Origin of the sequence: Pedobacter quisquiliarum, from assembly GCF_014642175.1 — a bacterium.
GTDB lineage: Bacteria > Bacteroidota > Bacteroidia > Sphingobacteriales > Sphingobacteriaceae > Pedobacter > Pedobacter quisquiliarum.
Genome location: NZ_BMIL01000001.1, coordinates 441,894 through 465,219 on the forward strand (window position 1 = coordinate 441,894; position 23,326 = coordinate 465,219).

The 23,326-nt window shown below is 44.4% G+C and carries 19 protein-coding genes; 15 read left to right on the plus strand and 4 right to left on the minus strand.

From position 1 onward, the window contains the following. The first annotated feature begins 249 nt into the window (after window positions 1-249). From IEW69_RS02015 to IEW69_RS02060, 10 genes are all read left to right on the plus strand, one after another. Window positions 250-1,866: a PAS domain-containing sensor histidine kinase gene (locus tag IEW69_RS02015; RefSeq protein ID WP_188625147.1), complete on the plus strand. Its 1,617-nt coding sequence runs from the start codon at window positions 250-252 to the stop codon at window positions 1,864-1,866. A gap of 67 nt (window positions 1,867-1,933) precedes the next feature. Continuing rightward, the gene (locus IEW69_RS02020; protein ID WP_188625148.1) at window positions 1,934-2,584 is read left to right on the plus strand and encodes a response regulator; all 651 of its coding nucleotides are present in this window, start codon (window positions 1,934-1,936) and stop codon (window positions 2,582-2,584) included. A gap of 107 nt (window positions 2,585-2,691) precedes the next feature. Then, window positions 2,692-3,072 carry a response regulator gene (locus tag IEW69_RS02025; protein WP_188625149.1) on the plus strand — a complete coding sequence of 127 codons (381 nt, stop codon included), beginning with the start codon at window positions 2,692-2,694 and terminating at the stop codon, window positions 3,070-3,072. Then, complete coding sequence (locus IEW69_RS02030; protein ID WP_188625150.1) at window positions 3,059-4,231, plus strand: sensor histidine kinase; 1,173 nt, start codon at window positions 3,059-3,061, stop codon at window positions 4,229-4,231. Before IEW69_RS02025 ends, IEW69_RS02030 begins: the two co-directional genes overlap by 14 nt. Window positions 4,232-4,294: 63 nt before the next feature. Then, window positions 4,295-4,726: a DUF2147 domain-containing protein gene (locus IEW69_RS02035; protein ID WP_188625151.1), complete on the plus strand. Its 432-nt coding sequence runs from the start codon at window positions 4,295-4,297 to the stop codon at window positions 4,724-4,726. After that, window positions 4,727-5,743 (plus strand): WD40/YVTN/BNR-like repeat-containing protein, encoded by a 1,017-nt coding sequence (locus IEW69_RS02040; protein WP_188625152.1) that lies wholly within the window; start codon window positions 4,727-4,729, stop codon window positions 5,741-5,743. Window positions 5,744-5,852: 109 nt separating this feature from the next. After that, a complete protein-coding gene (locus IEW69_RS02045) occupies window positions 5,853-9,008 on the plus strand; it encodes a SusC/RagA family TonB-linked outer membrane protein (protein WP_188625153.1) in 3,156 nt (1,051 codons plus the stop codon). A 19-nt stretch (window positions 9,009-9,027) separates the two neighbouring features. Further along, window positions 9,028-10,689, plus strand: coding sequence for a RagB/SusD family nutrient uptake outer membrane protein (locus tag IEW69_RS02050; protein ID WP_188625154.1), 1,662 nt, complete (start codon window positions 9,028-9,030; stop codon window positions 10,687-10,689). A gap of 7 nt (window positions 10,690-10,696) precedes the next feature. Further along, complete coding sequence (locus IEW69_RS02055) at window positions 10,697-11,821, plus strand: IPT/TIG domain-containing protein (protein ID WP_188625155.1); 1,125 nt, start codon at window positions 10,697-10,699, stop codon at window positions 11,819-11,821. Between the two features lie 68 nt (window positions 11,822-11,889). After that, window positions 11,890-12,891 (plus strand): glycoside hydrolase family 5 protein, encoded by a 1,002-nt coding sequence (locus IEW69_RS02060; RefSeq protein ID WP_229663483.1) that lies wholly within the window; start codon window positions 11,890-11,892, stop codon window positions 12,889-12,891. Between the two features lie 26 nt (window positions 12,892-12,917). Here the strand turns inward: IEW69_RS02060 and IEW69_RS02065 are convergent, their stop codons facing one another. Beyond that, window positions 12,918-13,793 (minus strand): AraC family transcriptional regulator, encoded by an 876-nt coding sequence (locus IEW69_RS02065; RefSeq protein WP_188625156.1) that lies wholly within the window; start codon window positions 13,791-13,793, stop codon window positions 12,918-12,920. Window positions 13,794-13,998: 205 nt separating this feature from the next. Between IEW69_RS02065 and IEW69_RS02070 the strand changes: the two genes are divergently transcribed. The 3 genes from IEW69_RS02070 to IEW69_RS02080 are packed head-to-tail and all read left to right on the plus strand — an operon-like array spanning window position 13,999 to window position 18,234. Further along, window positions 13,999-15,825, plus strand: a complete 1,827-nt coding sequence (locus IEW69_RS02070; RefSeq protein WP_188625157.1) for a sodium:solute symporter family protein — start codon at window positions 13,999-14,001, stop codon at window positions 15,823-15,825. Between the two features lie 20 nt (window positions 15,826-15,845). Then, on the plus strand, window positions 15,846-17,030 hold the full coding sequence (locus IEW69_RS02075; RefSeq protein WP_188625158.1) for a glycoside hydrolase family 130 protein: 1,185 nt from the start codon (window positions 15,846-15,848) through the stop codon (window positions 17,028-17,030). A 1-nt stretch (window position 17,031) separates the two neighbouring features. Beyond that, window positions 17,032-18,234 (plus strand): AGE family epimerase/isomerase, encoded by a 1,203-nt coding sequence (locus IEW69_RS02080; RefSeq protein WP_188625159.1) that lies wholly within the window; start codon window positions 17,032-17,034, stop codon window positions 18,232-18,234. 60 nt (window positions 18,235-18,294) lie between these two features. Here the strand turns inward: IEW69_RS02080 and IEW69_RS02085 are convergent, their stop codons facing one another. Next, window positions 18,295-18,516, minus strand: a complete 222-nt coding sequence (locus IEW69_RS02085) for a hypothetical protein (RefSeq protein ID WP_188625160.1) — start codon at window positions 18,514-18,516, stop codon at window positions 18,295-18,297. Window positions 18,517-18,620: 104 nt separating this feature from the next. Between IEW69_RS02085 and IEW69_RS02090 the strand changes: the two genes are divergently transcribed. Both IEW69_RS02090 and IEW69_RS02095 read left to right on the plus strand, forming a co-directional pair. Then, window positions 18,621-19,427: a hypothetical protein gene (locus IEW69_RS02090; protein ID WP_188625161.1), complete on the plus strand. Its 807-nt coding sequence runs from the start codon at window positions 18,621-18,623 to the stop codon at window positions 19,425-19,427. Between the two features lie 5 nt (window positions 19,428-19,432). Continuing rightward, window positions 19,433-19,915, plus strand: coding sequence for a DUF4112 domain-containing protein (locus tag IEW69_RS02095; protein ID WP_188625162.1), 483 nt, complete (start codon window positions 19,433-19,435; stop codon window positions 19,913-19,915). Between the two features lie 31 nt (window positions 19,916-19,946). On the opposite strand, the gene IEW69_RS02100 is transcribed toward IEW69_RS02095, so the two are convergent. Further along, complete coding sequence (locus IEW69_RS02100) at window positions 19,947-21,041, minus strand: hypothetical protein (protein ID WP_188625163.1); 1,095 nt, start codon at window positions 21,039-21,041, stop codon at window positions 19,947-19,949. 173 nt (window positions 21,042-21,214) lie between these two features. Then, on the minus strand, window positions 21,215-23,320 hold the full coding sequence (locus tag IEW69_RS02105) for a PAS domain S-box protein (RefSeq protein ID WP_188625164.1): 2,106 nt from the start codon (window positions 23,318-23,320) through the stop codon (window positions 21,215-21,217). Between the last annotated feature and the right edge of the window lie 6 nt (window positions 23,321-23,326).

The following is a 23,326-nucleotide window of genomic DNA, read 5'->3' on the forward strand; positions in this document are numbered from 1 at the left end:
CTTCGAGTAGCTGGATGCGGGTGTGGGACAAATACAGCATTTGTATGGGCAAATACGTGTTTATGCCCTGTGACACAATGGTTTGTTTTCTGAAAATGTAGATTTGTGAGAAAATCTATGCACAGCTCCGGTAAACACAAATTCCTAATTACGTGGTAAATATTTTATCTATTTGTTGGTGTCCGTATTATCCCCTAGATTTAAGTTGAACATGCCAGGAATTCTATTTAGAACTTTAATACCATCACATTGGATAGGAATATAATAAAAAGGGAGCAGGTAATTGAACTTTTAAATCGTCGAATAGAAACCTCCAGGTGTAAGCCTGAAGCTGGAGAATTGAATATCTCAGATCACGATATTTCAGTTCTACTCAATGAGCTTCAGATATTTCAGCTGGAGCTTGAGATGCAAAATGAGGAACTGAAGGTCTCTTACCAGCTTTTAGAGGCAGAACGGGCGAAGCTTGCAGGTTTTTTCAATCATGCACCAGTAGGTTATTTCATTTTAGATGACATCGGATTTATCCACGAAGCCAATCAGACCGGCGCCGATTTATTAAAGGTTCAGCGAAAAGCATTATTTGATAAACGTCTCCACAGTTTCTTTGAAGCTGATCATCTTGATGCTTTCAATAATTTCCTGGAGAAGGTTTCATCTTCAAGTCAGCGGCAATATATTGAGATTAAGATGAGGCCGCAGGCACAATATGCATTTTATGCCCGGATAGAAGGCGTGTCCATTAGGGATCTCGTTTCTGAGAAGCTCCAGTACTACATCACCGTAGCAGACATTACAGAAAGCAGGAAGGCGCAACAGAAACTGCTGGATACCAGTCACCGACTGGAGATGACCCTGAGTGCATCTGATACCGGAACATGGACAATGGACTTCAAGCGACAACGCATGTTCCTGGATGAGTACAGCAACTCCATATTCGAAATTGAACCCGGCGCCTTCGATGGTCGAATCAGAAACTTCCTCTCCTTTATTCAGCCTCAGGATCGCGAACGAGTAATGCAGGCCTTTGAAGTTACACCGGGCCGCGTTAATAAAGTCGAACTTGAATTTGAAATCATTACTAAGAAAAGCACAAGAAAAGTAATCTATGCGCAGGGTAATGAAATTCAGGGCCTCAATGACCGTACTTACTTTGCGGGTATTATAATGGACATTACCGAGAAGACTACTCTAGCAAGGGAGGCGGTAAGGCTCCAGGAAGAAAACCAGCGAAACATCCTGTCTGCAACCTTTAATGCGCAGGAAAAAGAACGGCTGCAAATCAGCAGTGCCCTCCATGATAGTATATGCCAGATCCTCTATGGCATTAAGATCAATCTCCAAAGCATTCAGCGAACGCATGACATGAAGACGGAATTCAACAGTGTGAACCTGCTTCTTGATCAGGTTATCCGCGAAACCAGAGAAATGTCCTACGAACTTACACCATCTGTATTGCGTGATTTCGGCTTTGCGGCAGGGATACAGGAGATGGGCCAGCGGCTGAGTGTCCCCGGTTTTAAGATCGTCACAGACATCAATGCGGATTTCAGTAAGCTGAATGATGAAAAACAATTATACCTTTTCCGGATTATACAGGAGTTAATTAACAATTGCATGAAACATGCACAGGCATCTCTCGCTGAAATAAAAATGTTTGAAGAAGAGGGCTGGCTTCAATTGATATTCAAAGACAATGGAAAAGGTTTTGGTGTCAAAGTAGAACGCTCATTGCTAAATGGTTCCGGACTTCGCAGCATAAAAAACAGAATCTTCCTTTTGAATGGTATTATGGACTTTGAGAGCTCAAGTTTGGGAACAATGATAAAAATTAGAATAAAATATGATAATTTACCGCACAATTAAGAAGTTTCTTTGTTATGAAGAAGTTAATTAGCGCTCGATAGGAACATAAGAATAAATTAATCAAAGAATGATACAAGTTTTATTAGCAGAAGATCACAATATAGTTCGTAATGGCATTAAGATGTTGCTAGGTTCCGACAAGGAAATACATGTAGCAGGAGAGGCCACCAATGGAAGAGAAGCTTTAGAATTCATTTCCAACAACGAAGGCATAGACGTGATACTTGCTGATATTAATATGCCGGAGCTCGACGGGATCTCGCTGATCAAGGAAGCACATAATTTAAATCCAAACATTCGTGTCGTGATCTTATCTATGCACGATAATGACAAATATGTATCGCAGGCTTTCCAGGAAGGCGCCTCAGGATACCTTTTAAAAAGCGTCAGTGCAGATGAAATGATATTTTCATTGAAGCATGTTAAAGCAGGCGGGAAGTATCTTTGTTCAGAGCTATCCATTAAGATGCTTGAAAAGCTGAGTCAGAAGTCTGTGAATTCTGTAGCTGAAAATGTGTCCAACATCGAGTTCTCTATGCGTGAGATTGAGGTCTTACACCTTATCGCAGATGGTCTTACCAACAGTGAAATGTCTGAAAAACTGTTCCTGAGCAAACGTACCATCGAAGGTCACAGACAAAGCTTAATCGAGAAAACGGGATCAAAAAACACTGCTGCCCTAATACGATATGCTGTTCTAAATGGTATCATCAATTAACCAGCCGATTTCAAGTAAATACCGCTTTATATTATCGTTCAATTACTGTGGTGGGTTTACTGCCACAGCTGTAATTTTGTAATATAATCTTTCTAGAAATCTTGTCTATGAGTAGAATTTTAATCCTGGATGACGACCAAGCACTTCTTGGCGTTATGAAGGAAATTCTGACGCTGAGCGGGTTCGATGTTGTAACGTCTGCTCCAACCTATAACATCTCTGAACTAATCACGTCAAACCATCCAGACCTCATCATTATGGATTTCCTGATGAACGATGTTAATGGGGGTGAATTGTGTTCCATCATCAAAAACGATCCCGAAGCGCAACATATTCCAGTGATCCTTCTTTCTGCCTACAACAGGATTATTGAATCTTTGGGCACTTACGGGTGTGACTTATTCGTCACTAAACCTGTAGACTTCAATGCCCTGGTTTATCAAATCAATAACCTGTTGCCGAAAGGAAAGGACTATGAGTATCATTAAGGCACTTGATGGTTGGATCGCTTTAGCTTATCAAAGAATCTGGGACAACGGGAAAATTCTGAACCGCCCACTTTGGTCAGTTTTATTGCTTCCATTTCTACTAACCATCACCGGAGCCTTACTCAAGGTCTATGTGCTGGATTCTCAAACGCCACCTTATCTTTACTTCTTCGTGGTTCTCACCCTGAGCGCCTGCTACGGCGGCATCCGCGGTGCAAATATCGCCACGGGCATCACAACGCTTGCATCAATTGGCATGATCCTGTTCGCGAGCACAAATTCAGAACTCATCTGGTTTTGGAGTTTCTTACAGGTGCTGCTCTATAGCTCCCTTTGTGTTTTTCTTACCGCGTTGCTCCAACGCTTTCATAAAAATGAACAGCGTTGTGCCCTGCAGTACGAAGAAGCTTTAAAAGCCAAAGAGGAGATCCAAACACGGGAAAAACTTCATGAAGACTTTGTACACATGGCCACGCATGAGTTGAAAGCGCCGGTAACGGTGCTGAAAGCCTACCTTCAGTTGGCAGAAATGAAACTTAAAAGCACAGAAAATAAATCAGATTTAGAAGCAAAGTCGGTGTTGTCTTCCTTTCTTGACCTTGCGTCTAAGATGAACTTTCAGCTGGATAAGTTGGTCGCACTCATCAATGATTTGTTAGAATCTACCCGGATCAAGGCCGGTTCTTTAAATTGTCAGATGGCTGTTTTCGATCTCACCAGGTGTCTGAATGACTGCGTGGAGGGATTTAAGGCAGCGCAGCCCGAAGCTAAGATCGACTGCAATTTCCCTGCTGAAGACATAAAGGTCAATGGTGATGAAGTTCGGATTGAACAGGTGATTCTAAATTTGTTAAGCAATGCCGTAAAATATTCGCCCCAACGCGCCGATGTGCAGGTACATTGTGAGCGCGTGGACGATACCATTGTCGTGCGTGTAAAAGATAGCGGCATGGGTATCCCTGCGGATATGCTTGGTTCTGTGTTCGATCGCTTCGTTCGTGTGAAGACGCCAGAAATGTCTAAATTTCCAGGACTTGGGCTAGGCCTATACATTTGTGCAGAGATCATCAAGGTACATGGCGGCGAAATTCAGGTGGAGAGCGTGCTCGGCCAGGGGTCCGACTTCTGGTTCTCCCTTCCGGTTCATAAATTAGGATAATCTGGTTTTTTTCTTATCTTTCTTCAATTTTCAAATCCATTTAACGTTTTTTAATCCGCTTACATGAAAAAGATTACGCTCCTTGTATTATTTGTCAGCCTAACCATTGCAGGTTTCGCGCAAACTAAAGATGCAATCGTTGGACGCTGGGTAAACTCCTCTGGTGAGGCCCACGTAGACATTTACAAGAAAAATGACAAGTTCCAGGGCAAAATTGTCTGGTTGAAAAATCCAAAAGATGAGCGGGGTGCCGCAAAAACAGACATTCACAATCCTGACGAGTCCTTAAGAACAAGACCTATGCTTGGTCTGGAAATCCTTAAAGACTTTGTTTATGATGGATCCAAATGGACCGACGGAAAAATATATGATCCGAAATCTGGTAAAACCTATAGCTGTAACATTAGCCAGAAAGGCAACGGAGACCTGAACATCCGAGGATATATCGGTATTTCGATAATCGGTAGAACTGAAGTCTGGAAAAAAGTTAAATAGATGAAAATATTCCTTCTCCTCTTGTTGTTTCCACTGATTGGAACTGCACAACAATACACCTTAACGCCAGTTAACAAAGGCACAAACACCAGCATCCGGGGTCTCTCTGTTGTGGACGATCGCGTTGCATGGGTAAGTGGCAGTAACGGTTATGTCGGTAAAACTGTTGATGGGGGACGGAGCTGGACTTGGTCAAAGCCGAACGGCATGGAAAAGCTAGACTTCAGGGATATCGAAGCCTTTGATGAAAAAAATGCAATCATTGTTAATGCGGGTTCCCCAGCTTTCATCCTGTCCACCTCGGATGGTGGTGAAAGCTGGCGGGAATCTTATGTAAATAGAGATTCAGCCATTTTCCTTGATGGTATGGATTTTTGGAATCCAAACCAGGGGATGATCTTCGGCGATCCGATAAAAGGGAAGCTAAAAATTCTACGCACGACAACTGCCGGTGCAAACTGGGACGACCTGTCCGACAACCTAAAATTTAAGCCAACCATGGGAGAGGCGGGTTTCGCTGCGAGTGGAACAACCATAAAAACCCTTGGTCAGGGAAAAGTGTGGATTGCAACTGGCGGTGCTGCTGCAAACATCTACTATTCTAAAGATTTTGGTAAAAAATGGAAGCGCTATCACAATCCGATCATTCAAGGCTTAAATAGTACAGGAGCTTTCTCTCTGGATTTCTATGATGAAAAGCATGGCATCGTCGTAGGTGGCGATTACATGAAAGATCAGGAAAGCTCCAACAATGCGCTTTATACAACAAATGGGGGTAAGACCTGGCATAAGCCAACAGTCTCCGTGTCTGGCTATCGCTCGGCAGTATGCTACATTACGAAAACGATCTGTATTGCCGGTGGCTCCTCCGGGGTAGATTTATCCACCGATGGCGGTAAAACATGGGCTAATATTTCCTCCGAGAATATAAATGCGATACAAAAAGCAAAAGCGGGTAACCTTATTCTTCTTACAGGTAACAAGGGTACGATATATAGGCTTGATACGCAGCCTTAACACCCATATAAGCGGTATATTTAAGCTTAGTTTCGGGTAAAATAACATTACTACACAGCAGGTTCTTGCAAGTACATTTGGGGTTTAACTAACCAAATATAAATTTTTTATGATTAAAAATTTACGAGCAATCTGCCTGTTGGTGTTGTGTATGTGTGCCTTTTATTCTGCACAGGCCCAGACTTCACAAAACAGTGTGATCACCGGAACAGTAAAAGATGAGATGGGTGTTTCATTACCCGGCGTCGGTGTCGCAATTAAAGGAGCCAGAACAGCTGTCTCTACAAATCAAAACGGACAATATTCAATTGCCGTACCTTCAAAAACTGCAACATTAGTATTTTCTTTTATTGGTATGACATCCGAGGAAATTGTTGTAGGCAACAGAACCGTAATCAACATGACTCTAAGGTCTACAGCCACCAACTTAAATGATGTGGTTGTTATTGGTTATGGTACACAGAAAAGACAGGATGTTAACGGCGCAATTTCAAGTATCAGCGCTAAAGACATCGCCAACGTACCTCAGCCGAGTATTGACCAACTTTTACAAGGCAAGGCCTCAGGTGTTACCATCACCCAGAACTCAGGAGCACCAGGTAGTCAGACTTCCGTTCGTGTACGTGGTATTACCTCCTTAAGCTTGTCAAATGAGCCTTTGTACGTTATTGATGGTGTGCCTATCTCTGGCGATGCAACCAATAAGTCGACAAGTGGTCGCTCTCCGGCACTTTCTCAGAACAACGGTGCTACTGGCGTGAGTCCTTTATCAACCATTAGTCCTAACGACATTGAGTCGATTGACGTGCTAAAAGACGCTTCCGCAACCGCTATTTATGGTGCCAGAGGTTCCAATGGTGTAATCATCATTACCACCAAACGTGGTAAAAATGGTACCTCCAGAATTGCCTATGATGGCTATGGCGGTGTTCAGGAGCAGAATCGCTTTTTGGACATGATGGACCTTAAAGCATATGCAAATCTTCAGAACGCTTTAGCAGATGTTTATGGAACCGCAAAACGCGGTGAGTTCGCAGATCCAACTTTATTAGGCTCCGGTACAGACTGGCAAAAGGAAATCTTCCAGACTGCTGTTATGCAGAGTCACCAACTATCCATCTCCGGTGGTAAAGAAGGTACAGACTACTACATTTCTGGTGGCTACCTGAAACAAGATGGTACCGTAATCGGTAACGACTTTGATCGTTTTTCCCTTCGTTCAAACGTGAATGGTAAAGTAAAAGAATGGTTTAAAGTTGGTGCCAACGTTTCCGGCAGTAGAACAAATCAGAATTCGGTACTTACCGATAACACTGGGATTGTGTACAATGCCCTGTTAAGTGCGCCCGACAATGCTGTATACAATGCGGATGGTACCTTTGCGGGTCCTTTAGCTAATCAGATTGGCGGTACAATCAACCCGGTTGCGCAAGCAATGAGTTTAACCAATACCTTACTTAGAAGTAACTTCAATGGAAGCGTATTTGGAGATCTTCAATTTACAAAAGAACTTTCCCTGCGATCTGAATTTAACGCAGATTACAGCTGGTCAGATGCCCTTACCTTCAATCCAACTTATGAGTGGGGTATCTTCCAAAACAAAGTAGCTACACTGAATAAATTGATGACCAACAACACTTTCTGGGGTTGGAAAGAATATTTGAACTACAATAAAACCATCGGTAAACACAGCGTTACGGGTTTATTGGGCTATGAGGTGAATGAATCTACATGGGGTGGTGTCACTTCTTCAGTAATGAACTTCAACAGTAACGATGTGCCTACATTAAACCTAGGTGATGCAAAAACTGCGACCAACAGTGAATTTAGGGGTAGCCAGGCGCTTGAATCTTTCTTCGCCCGTGCAATCTACACCTTTAATGAAAAGTACAGTGTAACGGCTACAGTGCGTCGTGATAGATCCTCAAAGTTTGCCGAAGGCAATCAAACAGGTTACTTCCCATCATTTGCGGCGTCATGGAAACTCTCTGATGAGAATTTCATGAAATTTACCAAGTCCTTTGCGAACAACATTAAAGTGCGTGTAGGCTATGGTGAAGTTGGTAACCAAGGTGTTCCAAACTACCTGTATGGCTCGGCGCTTAGCCCTTCAACAACAGGATTGGGTACTGGTTTCACCGTGGATAAAGTGCCTAACCCAGAATTAACATGGGAAACAGCACAGCAGACCAACGCAGGTATCGACATCAGCTTCCTGAACAGCCGCATAGACTTTACATTCGACTGGTTCAACAAAGACTCTAAAAACTTCCTGTTCCAAAAGCCACTTCCTGCATACTTGCTTGGTGGTTCAGCAGCGTATAGCACTGCAGCAGTGATCAGTGCACCGTATATCAACGGTGGTAACATGAACAATAAAGGTTTTGACTTCAGCATCACCAGCAGAAACTTCGTTCGCTACAAGTTCAGATGGAACACCAGTGTTGTATTTTCAAGGTACAAAAATGAGGTAAAATCGCTTGCGACCGGTATTCCATTCATCTCTGCGAACATTACCAATGGTTTCCTTTCCGTTCCGGTAACCAAAACAGTGGTTGGCGGACCAGTAGGCGAGTTCTACGGGTATGTGGTAAAAGACATCTTCAGAACACCAGCGCAACTGCGCGAAGCAGCAACGCAATTTGGCAGACCAGTTGAGAATTCTTCTGCCGGCACATGGCTGGGCGACATTCAGTTCGAAGATTTAAATGGTGATGGTGTGATCAACGAGGACGACACACGTGCATTGGGTTCCCCACAACCAAGCTTTACTTATGGTATCACCAATACATTCTCCTATAGAAACTTTGACTTGTCCATCTTTTTGAATGGATCTCAAGGTGGAAAAATCTTAAATGCCCTGAAGTATACCACCGCTGGATTGGCAAGCCTTTACCAGAATCAACTTGCAGAATCTGCAAACTTCTGGACACCAACGAACTCGAGTTCTAACATCCCGGCTCCAAAAAGCGGAACTGATAACCCGAACCTGAAGATGTCAGATCGTTTTCTGGAAAGCGCCTCATTCCTAAGAATTCAGAACGTGAACCTGGGCTATAATGTACCATCGAGCATGGTAAAATCTATTCATTTGAGCAGATTGAAAGCCTATGTGAGTGTACAAAACCTATACACCTTTACCAAATACACTGGTCTGGACCCAGAGATTGGTTCTACAAATCAAAACGTATTCTTGACGAATGTTGATCTGGGCCGCTATCCAATCCCACGTACGATCACCTTTGGAATTAATGCAGAGTTTTAATCATAACACGAGATTTAACATGAACAATTATATAAAAACAATCATGGTGGCAGCAGCAATCAGTTGCGTAGGCCTCAGCAGTTGTAAAAAAGACTTCTTCAATCGCGCACCTGAAGATGCTATCACACTCGATAATTATTACCAAACCAACGAGCAGGTCGCAAACAGTACAAACGCGCTATATAGCACCCCATGGTTCGGGTGGAACACCAAATCTGGCTGGGCAATAAGCGAAATGGCCAGCGGTAATGGAAGATCGTATTCCAGCGACGTGGTAAACTTTGGGAACTTCTCCGTGACAGGAGATAACTTCGAACTTACCAGTGCATGGAACTCTCTGTTCACTGTTGTTGCCCAGTCAAATGCACTGATCAACAACCTGCCAGATAAAGTGCCAGCAACGGTAGATCCCGCTGTCGTAAACAACGCCTTAGGTGAAGCCCACCTTATGCGTGCACTAGCCTATTTCTACCTGGTACGTCTATGGGGCAATGTGCCTATTATCGAGAATAGTCTAGACTATGTCGATAACTACCAACTTAATAGCAATCCAGTTCCTGATGTTTATAAATTCATCATCAACGACTTGTTGTTTGCTGAAGCGAATTGCAAAAAGATGATGAGAAGTGGCGCTTCTTCTGCACAGGGCCATGTTTCAAGTGGCTCTGCATCAGCCTTGCTGGCAAAGGTTTATTTGTACATGCAGGATTATCCAAATGCCTTATTGTACGCCAATAAGGTGATAAACAGTGGAGAATTCAAGCTGTACGGTGCTGATGTGAATGGCAAAACGTTCAACGATCTTTTCCATACTTCAGATAACAATAACGAAGAATCGGTGATCGCACTGCAATGGGCGGCAAATGGTGGTTACGGCCGTGCAAATGCAATGCAGGCATCCTTTGCTTACAACTCTCAGATCACCACGACTGGTGACGGCTGGGGTGTGCTTGGTCCAACATTCGACCTTCAGGACATGTATGAAGCAGGTGACTTACGCCGGAAAGCAACTATCATGTTGCCAGGTGATCACTATGATGACATCAACAAGTCCGGAGGCGGCTACACCCTTCCTGCGGATGCAAACTCACAAGGTACACATGCACAGGTGAAGAAATATGTCGTGGGCTCACCAGCAGACAATGGCGGTATTGGTTCTTCACAGTCTACCGGAAACAATACCTATTTGATGCGTTATTCAGACGTATACCTGATCAAGGCAGAAGCGATTGTTGGTGCGGCACAAACCAGTTCCAACCCGGAAGCCCTTGCAGCGCTAAACAAAGTAAGAAACCGTGCAGGTCTTGGAAATCTCACCTCCATCAGAAGGTTCTACCAGGTTCCAAATGCAGCATACAACACCACTACAAATCCGAATGCACCAAGAACCCTGACTAAGGACGATATCTTGGATGAAAGAAGAAGAGAGTTTGCGATTGAAATGGATTTCTGGTTCGACCTCACGCGTATCGATGGTTTTAATGCTTCAAGCCATCCAAGAGCCATCACGCTGATCAAGCAGCAAGACCGGGGAACATCAGATAGCAGCACACCACCGGTTAGATACGGTAATGAGTACCGCACACCAACTGATGCAAACTTCCTGTTCCCGTATCCATCTACGGAAACTGCTGCAAACCCATTGTTGCTACAAGCACCAGTTCCTTATAACTTTAAATAAGCATAACATGAACGCGATATTAAAATATACCAAAATGGCTGCAGGACTTTCCTTCGCAGCCCTACTTTGCCTTTCTTCCTGCAAAAAGGATGATAATGACGGCGGTGGGAACGGTGCCCCTTCCATTTCCAGGGTGCGGACCGTGAGTAAAACAACGACAGACACGCTTGAGCGCCCATTTAATCTGGATTCTACAATCACGGTGTTTCAAACCAATGTCGCAGCTTTTGACTCGACAACCACGCTGGGTAAATTAAACACCCAGTATGCCATCATTGGAGAGCATCTTTCAAAAACCACACAGGTGCTTGTAAATGGTACATCCGTGTACTTTAATCCGGCGTTACTTACGGATAAGAGCATCATCTTCACCCTTCCGGCAACCGCGCCATGGGGTGCTGATAAAGAGAATAAAATCCGTGTGGTTACCACTTCCGGTACTGCTGAAACCGAGTTTGTTGTACAACAACCGCCAGCAAACATCACCAGCTTAAATCCTGTAGCTGCTGGTGCAGGCGAGATCATCACCATCGGCGGTTCCATCTTCGATGGAGTAACCTCCGTACGCTTTGATGATAAAGAAGCCCAGATTGTTTCTTCCAGTCCTACAGAGATAAAAGTGAGAGTACCCGAGGGCGTTGTTCAAGCATACATCTTTGTAACTACGCCAGGTGGAACATCGAGATCAATCACTTCCTTTGGTTTCAAAAGGCTGATCTTTGATGATGCACTATCCGCAGGATTTGACATCTGGGGCGGATGGGGTGGTACCCAGAATGTGAACAATGCAACGCCGGTAAAAAGAGGCAGCAACTCTATCCGCATTGACTATGTTGGCGGATATGGGTCACCATTGCAACTCGGTTACTCTGGTGCTGAACTTAGGTTTGCAGACTACAAATCGGTTAAGATTTCAATCTACGGTGGTGCCGGCACGGAAGGTAAGTTGATTAAACTTGTGTTTAACGGTGCCGACGGTAAAGAGCTTGTGCTACATGAAGGTGTTTGGACCGACTACACCCTACCATTATCTGAGATCACCAAGGCGACAACACTTACTGAAATCTGGATTCAGGAATTCAGCGGCAACACACCATCTGTTGTTTACATCGACGACTTTGGTTTAATTTAATACAATCTATAAATTAGTTAACCTGGCTTCTATTACGAAGCCAGGTTTTTTTTCGACAATTGAACATTATGAAGATACTTTTGAGAAACACCATTAGGCACGTCATGATCGGAGCGCTGAGCATTGCAAGCTGTTTAGCAGCCCAGGCACAAAAGGTAAGTCCCGTTTCCAAGCATGGGCAGCTGAAAGTACAGGACGGCGTTATGGTCAATGCTAAAAATGAAGCGCCACAGCTTCGTGGAATCAGCCTGTCCTGGAGTGTCTGGGGCGGACGGAAATACTACAACCCTGAAGTGGTAAACTGGCTTGCAGATGATTTCAAGATCAGCCTGTTAAGGGTATCCATGGCTGTAGAACCCGACAGCGGTTATCTTAAGGACCCGGTTGGCCAGGAGAAGATGGTCACGAAGGTTATAGATGCAGGCATCAAGAAAGGATTGTACGTGCTTATTGACTGGCACGATCATCATGCAGATAAAAACCTGGAGCAGTCAAAAGCCTTTTTCAGCAAAATGGCAAAACGTTACGCCGGCGTACCCAACGTCATTTATGAAGTGTGGAACGAGCCTGAAAAGGAATCCTGGTCAACAATAAAGAATTATGCCGTTGAGGTAATTCGTGCGATTCGTAAGCATGATCCGAAGAACATCATCGTTGTTGGAAGCCCTTTCTGGGATCAACATGTAGATGTGGCGGCAAAAGATCCAATCCTGGATCAGCAGAACATCGTCTATTCCTTCCATTTCTACGCTTCGGATCCCAATCACCAGGCGGGTTTAATGGCCAGGGCAGATGAAGCCATCCGCCTCAAGCTCCCGCTTTTCGTAACAGAATGGGGCGTAGGTGAAGCCAATGGCGATGGCGTGTTTGATGAAGAGAAGAATGCAAAGTGGATGCAATGGATGGAACAGCATAAGTTAAGCTGGGCGAACTGGAACATCACTGATAAAAAAGAAACCACAGCGATCCTGATACCCGGTGCAAATGCAAAAGGGAAGTGGACAACAGCAGAACTCACACCGGCAGGGCAGTATATCAGAGCAGAACTTAGAAAAAGAAATGCACCTTAACAAAAAGGTGCATACACATTAGCTTTTTAGATGAACACTCTTGTGCCAGAGAAACTTTCGCGGAACTCTTTAGGGGTACAGTTTTTCTTCTTCTTGAAGAATCTATTGAAGTTGGATATGTTATTGAACCCGCAGTTATAGGAAATCTCCGCCACAGAGTGCGTAGTTTCAATCAACATCCTGGTGGCATGTCCCAGACGGATCTCATTTAAACTATCGATAAAGGTATTCCCGGTACGCTTTTTTATAAAGCGGCTGAAGGATACCTCTGTCATATTAACCAGCTTCGCAAGATCTTTAAGGGCAATGGGCTTATGAAAGTTTGCGTTCATAAACTCATAAGCCTTATCAATCCGCCTGCTGTTGTAGTTTAGGACTTGTGAATTATTAAACGTAACATCAGAAAGCACACGCATGGATTTCGAAGTGCTCAGTTCATGCAGAATGCTCATGAGCTCTAAGACAGAATCAAAACCCTGCATCTGGTTTATGGCAAGCAGCCGTGGTGCTACGGACTCTGCCGTCGCCTTTGGGAAGAGAATGCCGCGTACAGAGCGTTCAAACATCCGCCTGATGAAACTCAGCTGGTTTCGTTTTAGCAGCTTTTCATCAAAAAGGTCCTTGTGCCATTGGATCGTAACCTCCGTAATGTTCTCGCTGGTGCAATTGTGACTCAACCAAACGTGCGAAAGATTAGGTCCAACGAGTACCAATTCCAGGTCGTCGATTTCTTCAATGTTATCACCTACAATACGCTTGGCGCCTTTCGCATTAACGATCAAGTTCAGTTCGAACTCCTCATGAAAATGTAATGGGAAATTGAATTCGCTCTTAACCCGCGAAAAGATCGTAAAACAATCATTTTGCGTCAGCGGCGTGATCTCTTTGATGATGTTGTTCATACAGTTTGGTTAGAAACAAGCTCTTTCATGATAAAAGAACAGGATACAAATAAATGAAAAAATCCAGGCTAATTGAAACACTCAGCACAGCTTAAATATATAAGTTCAAAGTTATAGATGTGAATTGGTTAAAATAGTATTATTCTAGTGGCAATTCTGATCTCTAATTTAGACCCTCGATGTTTCGTCGAACATTAAACCAAGTATGAACCTACAATTAATTGATGTTATAATCCTGTTGCTGTACTTGGCAACCATGATATTCATTGGCTTCTGGTACCGCAAGAAAGCCAAAACCGACAAGGAAAGTTACCTGCTCGGTTCCAAGTCGCTCCCCTGGTACAAACTGGGTTTAAGTGATGCATCCGATATGTTCGACATCAGCGGAACCATGTGGATGGTGGCCTTGTGTTTTGTCTACGGGCTTAAAAGCATTTGGATTCCCTGGCTTTGGCCAGTATTCAATCAGGTCTTCATGATGATGTTCCTGAGTAAATGGCTGCGCAGGAGCAATGCCAATACGGGGGCAGAATGGCTTCAAACGCGTTTTGGCCTTACTGGAAAGGGCGTAACAGCATCCCACATTGTCGTTATTGCCTTCGCATTGTTAAGCTGCTTCGGATTTCTAGCGTACGGCTTCATTGGCCTAGGTAAGTTCATGGAAATCTTCATCCCCTGGGATTTGGTGAAAGCCTACGTTCCATTTGAGGTCGCACCGAAATATGTGCCGCATGTGTATGGAATCACCTTCACGCTGTTCGCCATGTTTTACTCAATTTTAGGCGGTCTGCACAGTATTGTACTTGGCGACATGATCAAATATACAATCATGACTGTCGCCTGCATCTCCATTGCGGTCATCGCCATGTCGCACCTCAACGGCCAGACGTTAAAGGTGCCAGAAGGCTGGGATCATCCGTTCTTTGGATGGAAGCTTGACTTAGATTGGTCTGGCATTGTTGCAGATGCGAACCGGAAGATCGCAGAGGACGGATTCAGCCTTTTTAGCCTGTTCTTCGGCATGATGCTTTTAAAAGGTGTGTTTGCATCACTGGCAGGACCTGCACCCAATTACGACATGCAAAAGATCCTGAGCACGAGAAGTCCGAAAGATGCCAGCAAGATGACAGGATTTGTGAGCATTATTCTATTGCCCATCCGCTATTCCATGGTCATCGGTTTAACAGTCCTGGCGCTATTGTACTACGATCGACTAAATCTGAAGGGGCCAGGTGGGGTGACCGATTTCGAGATGATCCTTCCTGCGGCGATCAACACGTTTTTACCAACAGGCGTACTCGGCCTGGTGCTTACCGGTTTACTGGGCGCCTTCATGGGCACCTTCAGTGGTACATTGAATGCCGCGCAAGCCTACATTGTAAACGACATTTACGTGAAATACTACAATCCAAATGCAAGTACCCGGAAGATCATGTCTATGAACTACATCGTGGGGGTCGGGGTTGTCATCATCGGTATTGGCCTTCGCTTAATGGCGACCAATGTTAACGATATTCTCCAATGGATCGTTGGGGGCCTTTATGGCGGCTATGTCGCGGCAAACTGTTTAAAATGGTACTGGTGGCGCTTTAATGCAAATGGATTTTTCTGGGGCATGGCCGTTGGTATCGTTGCCGCATTGCTGATGCCGTACTTCACTACCGGACTGCCCTTATACTGGTGGCCGCTGTTATTTGCGCTGTCACTTGCCGGCAGTATCATTGGTACTTATGCTACCGAGCCAACAGACATCAACGTACTAAAGTCGTTCTACAAGACAGTGCGCCCCTGGGGATTCTGGAAGCCCATCCACAACATTGTCGTTGCTGAAGATCCTGCTTTTCAAGCCAACAAACGTTTCAAGCTCGACATGTTTAATGTTGTGCTCGGTATTATCGCCCAACTCTGCCTGACCATACTGCCCATGTATTTCATTCTGAACATGCAAACGCCACTATGGATTACACTGGCTATCCTGGCCCTATTAATCACCATCCTAAAAAAGACCTGGTGGAACAAATTAGAAGATTAAGATTACCCCATTAATAAACCATGACATACTTCAAAAAAAGACAACAAGAACTCAACAGGGCACATGAGGCCCTGCTCAAGATGTCTAATACAGAACTTCCAAGTGCCAATGGCATTTACAGTCGGTACCAAAATCCGGTGCTTACCGGCGAACATGCACCACTAACCTGGCGGTATGATTTCAACCCGGATACAAACCCTTACCTACTGGAGCGCTTCGGCATCAACGCCGCCTTTAATGCCGGTGCTATGAAGTTCAACGGCAAGTACATATTGGCCGTGCGTGTAGAAGGGCTTGATAGAAAATCTTTCTTTGCCATTGCAGAAAGCGATAACGGTATCGACAATTTCCGGTTTTGGGAGGAGCCAATGGTCATTCCCGAGACGGAAGATCTGGATACGAATGTGTACGACATGCGCTTAACCGCACATGAAGACGGCTGGATTTATGGATTGTTCTGTGCGGAACGTAAAGATCCTGCAGCGCCGGCATTTGACCAGACGATGGCTGTTGCGCAATGCGGCATCGTTCGAACGAAAGATCTGATCAACTGGGATCGCCTTGCCGATTTGAAAACACCTTCTCCACAGCAGCGCAACGTTGTCTTGCATCCTGAGTTTGTCGACGGTAAATACGCTTTTTATACACGTCCACAGGATGGTTTTATTGAATCCGGAACCGGAGGTGGCATCGGATTCGGCTTGAGCGATAGCATAGAAAATGCACTCATAACAAAGGAGCACATCGTTCAAAATAAATTGTATCATACCGTTTACGAGGCTAAAAATGGGCTAGGGCCGGAGCCTCTGAAAACGCCACATGGCTGGCTACACCTTGCACATGGAGTACGTAACACCGCAGCAGGGCTCCGTTATGTATTGTACATGTTCATGACCGACCTCAACGATCTTACTAAAGTCATCTACAAGCCCGGGGGCTACCTTCTGGCACCCGTAGGGGAGGAACGGATTGGGGATGTGTCCAATGTCGTGTTCAGCAATGGTTGGATCAGAGACGAGGATGATCAGGTGTTTATCTATTATGCTTCATCAGATACCCGTATGCACGTCGCGACAACCACCATTCCAAAGTTGCTGGATTATGTTATGAACACGCCTGAAGATGGTCTGCGCTCCGCAACCGCTGTGCAGTCTATCCTGAAAATTGTAAACAACAACAAAAAAGCGCTCCAAGATATCGCATAAGATGAACAGCAGTCAGACCACCCAGTTAGCGGAATACAAAGCAGCCATGGTAGCTGAACTAAAGCATATTCTGGATTATTGGAGGCGCCATACGGTAGATGAAGAAAATGGCGGGTTCTACGGCAAGATCTCCAATACCAATGCGGTTGAACATACCGAAGCGAAAGGCGCCGTGCTGAATGCAAGAATACTCTGGTCTTTTGCTGCAGCGTACAACCTAAAGGCTGAAAATTCTCTGGACCTTGCAGACCGCGCATATCAGTACATACTGGATCATTTTCTGGATCATACCTATGGCGGTGTATATTGGACCGTGGACCATAAAGGTTCTCCGCTGGATACCAAAAAGCAGGTCTATGCAGTCGCTTTTACCATCTATGCACTTTCCGAGTACTACCTGGCCAGTGGCCGTGAAGAAAGCCTGCAGCATGCCATAGCCTTATACCGTGATCTTGTGAAATACAGTTACGATCAGCAGCATGGGGGTTATCTGGAAGCTTTCGATCGGGAGTGGAAAGATCTGGACGATTTGCGACTCAGCGATAAAGATGCAAATGAAAAAAAGACCATGAATACGCATCTGCATGTGCTGGAGGCTTTCACCAACCTTTACCGGGCGTGGCCTGATGCAGATTTACGTGTTAAGATCCAGGGCCTGTTGAATGATTTTCAACAACACATCATTGATCCGGAGCGTTCCAGTATGATCCTGTTTTTTGATGAGTATTGGAATGGCAGGTCTAATGTAGTCTCCTATGGGCATGATATTGAGGCCTCCTGGCTGTTGTTGGAAGCCGCTGAAGTGCTAGCAGATGAGCCGCAGATTGCCGCGCTCCGGAAAGTAGCTGTTAAAATGGCTGATGCCTGCCTGAAGGGGATTGATCCCGATGGAAGTTTATGGTATGAGCAGGATCCTGCAAAAGGGCACACAATCAAAGAAAAACATTGGTGGGTGCAGGCGGAGGCGATGGTCGGATTCTTTAACGCCTGGCAAATCAGCGGCGATCAACGTTATCTTGAGGTGTCTTATAAGAACTGGCAGTTTGTTCAAGGCTTTATGCTCGACAAAGAAAATGGTGAGTGGTTTTGGGGTTTAAAAAACGATGGGCATTTGATGGCCCATGAAGATAAAGTAGGCCTATGGAAATGTCCCTATCACAACAGTAGGGCTTGCATGGAGCTTATGAAGAGAATTAAACAATAGCAGATAAACAAATAAGTCCCGGTAGTTAGCCGGGACTTAGTCGTTTATTACATCTGGTACTTATCGCGTGGGGCTCTTCAGGCCTGCCGCAATTGCTTCTACAATCGCCGGGTTGATGTCGTCATCATCCACCACTTCCCAGCTTCCATCTTTTTGTACCATTACAAAAGAATCTTTTTCAGGAAAAATAATTCGAAAACCCTGTTCGCCATTATAGTCTTCCGGCTCAGCAGTTAGTTCGATCTCGTTTTCGGTAATTGGGTCTTTATACGTAAATCTCATAGCACAAAAAATTATGTTATCTATTTAAAAAACAACGTCCTTAAACTGAAGTTTTAAAAAATAAAATATAGGATTTCGGCGCTGAATATTACTTTTGGCCCTATATGAAAATCAAATTATACGCCCTTCTACTTATCGCTTGTTTCTACGCCTGCAAAGAGGCCCCGAAGGAACAAAGTTATGTGCCCCGATCCTTAGCTGAACAGGAGGATTTCAACCATTATCCCAAAAGCCCGGAAGATGTCTTTAAAGTTATTCTCGCCAGTCCATCCGAACAGAATGGAAAAGATGCCAAAGAGACTTTTCAGGTTAAGTATAAAGACACCCTCATCAGAATTCAACCTGATGAAAAAGATAAAACCTTCCTTAAAGACCGCTTCAGCCTTGCTGAAGTTGTAAATACGCAGAAAACCTGTGTATTGGTACAACTGGAAGGAAGCCTTAAAACAGAAGCGCCATTTTTCCTGATTACAGCTAACAACGGAAAAGTTGAAGTGGTTAGTTTATACCGTGCCTCCAATGGGGCAAATGATGAAACCTTCACAAAAGGAATGATCCGCGTTGGAAAGTCTGGGTACCTAATCAATAATGACGTTTTCGTCACCACCGTAAATGCAAAGGTGTACCCGATAAAGCGTCAGAATGAAAATGAACGTATCCAGGGTAAGTTCTTTATGCAATCTAAAGACAAGACAACATTGGTGTTTCTAACCGATGGTGCTTTTTATCAGGTGCATTATCCAACAGGTAGTGTGTACACGGCTACAATCCCGAAAAAGGCGCCGAAGGATATGGCCGGTATCTACAAATGGATTCAGAATAATTATACCTGGAAGAAAAATGGCAAGGGAATTGAGTTCCTGCAGTATGTAGACGATAACGCAATCGTCGACATCAGCGAATTCAAGTAAAAGCCATGGCTCAAAATCCTTATCAAAGCGGCATTCCGCACAAGCCTGGTACAGGCTGGATAAAATCTGTTTCCTATTTAATGGATGAGCAGTTCAGATTGCCAGGCACCAGGTTCCGTTTTGGTATAGATCCAATCATTAATCTATTTCCCGTTTTAGGTGACTTTACGGGATTTCTGATCTCTGCCGGAATGCTGTTGGCCGTTGCCCGTAATGGCGCCAGCAGCAAGTTGGTTGCTTTGATGTCCATCAACATCCTGGTGGATTCCATCATCGGCCCGATTCCGGTAATCGGCAACATATTTGACTTCTATTTTAAATCCAACACGCGCAATCTGAAGCTGATGCAGGAGTACTTCGTACAGGGAAAACATCAGGGTAGCGGGAAAAACACGATTATCATTGCACTGATCATACTCGTGCTCATCCTGGGACTGCTTATTTATGGCTTGATTGAACTAAGTGCCTGGATTCTAAGCTGGTTTTAAAAGAAGTTTAGCCGAACGCCTTGTGCCACCCCTATAACCTTTCATTTAAGAAGGGGAGCGCAATTGTCATTGTTTCTTTTTCCGAATGCGCAAAGTCTTGTATCCTTCTGATGGTTTGTTCGGTCGCTAGATACTCGTCGTAATAGCTAAGCACCGCTTGTTTCATCAACTGAAGTGTCTCCTCCTTCATGTTTAAGGCCAATTCAATTGCCTGGTCAAGGGTGTCATAGCTGCTGTACGCAATGCAATTTTCGAGGTGTTTCAGCGCTGGATAAAACAGGTGGTTATATTGAAGGATTGGGATTGTACCTACTGCCATAGCCTCAAAAGCATTATGCGAGAGTGGCATGGCACCGCCCGGTAGACAAAGATAGAAGTCTCCGCTGCTTAATATACGCAACCAGTCTTTTTCTGGAGTTTTGACTTCTATGACCAGAAAATTATTAGCGGTAGATTTGGTTTCCAAAAGATTGTAAAGGTGTTCTTTTGTGGGAGAATATAGAATGCGGGTATCTCTTGAATGGTTATTTCTAATGTGGTCTAATACTTCAACACGTGTGATTGTACCTTTGAAATCTTCCTTCAAGATTGGTCTTGAATAGGCTGAACGTTCAAAATTTCCAGCAAAAATTATGCGAACGGTGCGGTCCGCTTCCCTAAATGCCTTGAAATTAGTGTTATCATCGATGTTCTGGTAAAATCTCGGATGGAGGGTGTATGGTAGATAGTAGGCATCTATTTTCTTAGTGAAAAGGGAGTAACCATAAAGCAGTTTGATGGTTTTCTTCTTTTTTCCCGTCCCATATAATTCAATAGATCCGGGTTTTGCAGTGCTGTTTCTCACCATCCTATAATCTTGCGCTAAAAGCATTCGCTTATAGGGCATCAACGAATAGAAATACTGATAATCCAGTTTAACTACTACTTTGAAACCACTAAATTTTAGAATCTGGCAGATGATGAAGGAGTAGCGGCCCCAGTCTTTGTCAAGTAAGAACCAGCCTAGATTAACTTCGGCCACTGCATGATCCGCATGCTGCCTGGGATTTCTTTGTGTATGACGATAGTATTTCAAAGGTTGCGTAAGCCTCCTGGAAAACTTAACCAGTCGTTTCTTTAATTTCATGTGAGCGTTAATTGTTTTGAGAGCGTTTCTTCTTAAAGATACCGTTTTCAGATCAAGATTGTTTTGTCACACCACAATTAATGCTGATCTACTGCTTCAAGCTCCAATTTGCGTTTAACATGCACAAGAAATAACTTGGTCATGTTTGAATGGCCTGGGGGATAAGGCGGACACTAAGAATTGTCTTTCTGCTTGTAAATGTCTTCAGTTTTCTTCACCAGATCCCGGATGACGTCATCAAGCTCCGTAGCGGAGCTGGAGAGGTGTTGGATAAGTTCTGCATTCGGGTCATCTGGACTAAGCGAGTATTGCAACAGATCTGCGATGCCCATAATTCTGGATAAGGGCGCCCTGACAACGTGTGACTGTGTCCAGGCAATATTTTTTAGATGTTCGTTCTGTGCTTCAACATGCTGAAGATATTTAACCCGGTCCGTCATATCCTGCATCGAGCCAATCACGCGTTTAAGCTGCCCTTGTGCATCATACAACATGAATGATCGATCCAGAATATGCTTGTATCGACCGTCTTCACATCTGAATCGATATTCAAGTACCAGACGCCTCCCTTTATTATTCACCACCTGATCTTCCGCCGCCGTAACCCAGGATAAATCATCAGGATGAACGTGATTTCCCCACCATTCGGTATCATGGGTGGTTACTGTAAAACCGAAAACGGTCTTCGCGACATCATTCCAAATCACGATACCTGTGGAAACGTCTAGGTCCCAAATGGCATCGCTGGTCGCTTGTGAGACAATGTTAAATCGATCAATGTTTTTCTCCATCTGCTGCGCAATCGCCATGCGACTGGTTACATCTCTCGAATTTGCAACGATGCCTTGCACCGCTGGATCATCTGTTCTATTCGTAATTATGGTTTCGAGCCATACATATGTGCCATGTCCGTTAATAAACCGGTAAGGTGCAATGTCCTGTGTTCTCTTCACATCCAAAGTGAAGAAGTCGTTCATAACCCGCGCACGGTCTTCTTCATGAACAAAGTCGAACCCAAACTTGCCGACAATTCTATCTTCAGGCATTTCTAGAATTCTTGTTGTCGTCAGATTGACATAAATGAAATAACCTTCGGGCGTCAGGATGGTTTGCAAGTCGGAACCATCCTGAACCAGAGCTCTGAACTTCTTTTCACTGGCTTGTAAATCCTGTCGTGCTTTTGTCGTCTCTGTTACATCAACAGCAAGGACCAGCATACAAGGCCGACCTTCAAACATGATAGAATTGCCCTCTACCTGCACATTGATCAGGGCACCGGATTTTGTGATGTGCCTGCCAGCCGTCTTTGGAAAGGAGCCACTGCTTACCGCAATCTTTACCACCTCTTCCAGAATCGGTACTTCCTCAGGAGGCTTAAGATCTCTGATGCTCATGCTTAAGAACTCTTCTTTGCTGTACCCATAATGTTGTATTGCCGCTCGATTGATATCTATAATAATGAAGGTTTTGAGGTCATACACCCATTGCGGTAATGGACTTAAATCAAAAAGATCCTCATACTGCTTTTTGGCCTCCATAAGCTTTTCATCAGAAATTTTTCGGTCATTAACGTCTTTGAAGTAGACGGAAAGTCCACGTTCTGAAGGGAAAATGGAAATCTCCATCCACTTGTCCAAGGGCGTATAAAATAGTTCTATATGTGTGGAGACTTTTTCTTTTAAGACTTTCTGGTAAACGGTATAAAGCGCTTCATGTTCCCCAATTGGATATGCTTTCCACAAATTCACCCCGATGATGGATTCACGGGAACGCTGCAAAATCCGTTCAGCCCCTTTGTTCCAGTAAGTGACGGTCCAGTCCCGGTCAACAGCGTAAAAGCCATCGGTGATACTTTCCAGAATTCTGGATGCCACGTGTTGACTTGCATCAGGCTGTAAATTGACCACCAAAAACATGATATCCCCCTGTGCATCACAAACCGGATAAATGATAACGTGCCAAACTGAACTTTGCAATCTTCCAGCTTCCGGATCTGATTTGGTGTAACGATGAACATCGATTTGCTGGGCACGCTTATGATCCAGTGAATGTTGAAATGCCAACCGAATTTCGCTATTGTCCAGGCAATGCGCAGAGCCAGTGATGCTGCAAAAAAGGTCAAAGACGGACCTTTCCAGCAGTTGGTCTGAAGCTAAATTGGCAAGAAGCAGCGCCGCAGGGTTTAGCCATGTTACTGAAAAATTTGGCGCATCAGTGTCCACAACAATTTGGGGCTGGGGAGCGGCCTGGAGTAGGGTCTGATGTTCCTTCGATAGCATACAAGG

Coding starts and splice junctions, on each gene's coding strand:
- IEW69_RS02055 (WP_188625155.1), top strand. CDS start 10,697: ATGAACGCGATATTAAAATATACCAAAATGGCTGCAGGACTTTCCTTC.
- IEW69_RS02050 (WP_188625154.1), top strand. CDS start 9,028: ATGAACAATTATATAAAAACAATCATGGTGGCAGCAGCAATCAGTTGC.
- IEW69_RS02080 (WP_188625159.1), top strand. CDS start 17,032: ATGAACAGCAGTCAGACCACCCAGTTAGCGGAATACAAAGCAGCCATG.
- IEW69_RS02020 (WP_188625148.1), top strand. CDS start 1,934: ATGATACAAGTTTTATTAGCAGAAGATCACAATATAGTTCGTAATGGC.
- IEW69_RS02060 (WP_229663483.1), top strand. CDS start 11,890: ATGAAGATACTTTTGAGAAACACCATTAGGCACGTCATGATCGGAGCG.
- IEW69_RS02090 (WP_188625161.1), top strand. CDS start 18,621: ATGAAAATCAAATTATACGCCCTTCTACTTATCGCTTGTTTCTACGCC.
- IEW69_RS02100 (WP_188625163.1), bottom strand. CDS start 21,041: ATGAAATTAAAGAAACGACTGGTTAAGTTTTCCAGGAGGCTTACGCAA.
- IEW69_RS02025 (WP_188625149.1), top strand. CDS start 2,692: ATGAGTAGAATTTTAATCCTGGATGACGACCAAGCACTTCTTGGCGTT.
- IEW69_RS02065 (WP_188625156.1), bottom strand. CDS start 13,793: ATGAACAACATCATCAAAGAGATCACGCCGCTGACGCAAAATGATTGT.
- IEW69_RS02105 (WP_188625164.1), bottom strand. CDS start 23,320: ATGCTATCGAAGGAACATCAGACCCTACTCCAGGCCGCTCCCCAGCCC.
- IEW69_RS02040 (WP_188625152.1), top strand. CDS start 4,727: ATGAAAATATTCCTTCTCCTCTTGTTGTTTCCACTGATTGGAACTGCA.
- IEW69_RS02085 (WP_188625160.1), bottom strand. CDS start 18,516: ATGAGATTTACGTATAAAGACCCAATTACCGAAAACGAGATCGAACTA.
- IEW69_RS02030 (WP_188625150.1), top strand. CDS start 3,059: ATGAGTATCATTAAGGCACTTGATGGTTGGATCGCTTTAGCTTATCAA.
- IEW69_RS02035 (WP_188625151.1), top strand. CDS start 4,295: ATGAAAAAGATTACGCTCCTTGTATTATTTGTCAGCCTAACCATTGCA.
- IEW69_RS02095 (WP_188625162.1), top strand. CDS start 19,433: ATGGCTCAAAATCCTTATCAAAGCGGCATTCCGCACAAGCCTGGTACA.
- IEW69_RS02075 (WP_188625158.1), top strand. CDS start 15,846: ATGACATACTTCAAAAAAAGACAACAAGAACTCAACAGGGCACATGAG.
- IEW69_RS02045 (WP_188625153.1), top strand. CDS start 5,853: ATGATTAAAAATTTACGAGCAATCTGCCTGTTGGTGTTGTGTATGTGT.
- IEW69_RS02070 (WP_188625157.1), top strand. CDS start 13,999: ATGAACCTACAATTAATTGATGTTATAATCCTGTTGCTGTACTTGGCA.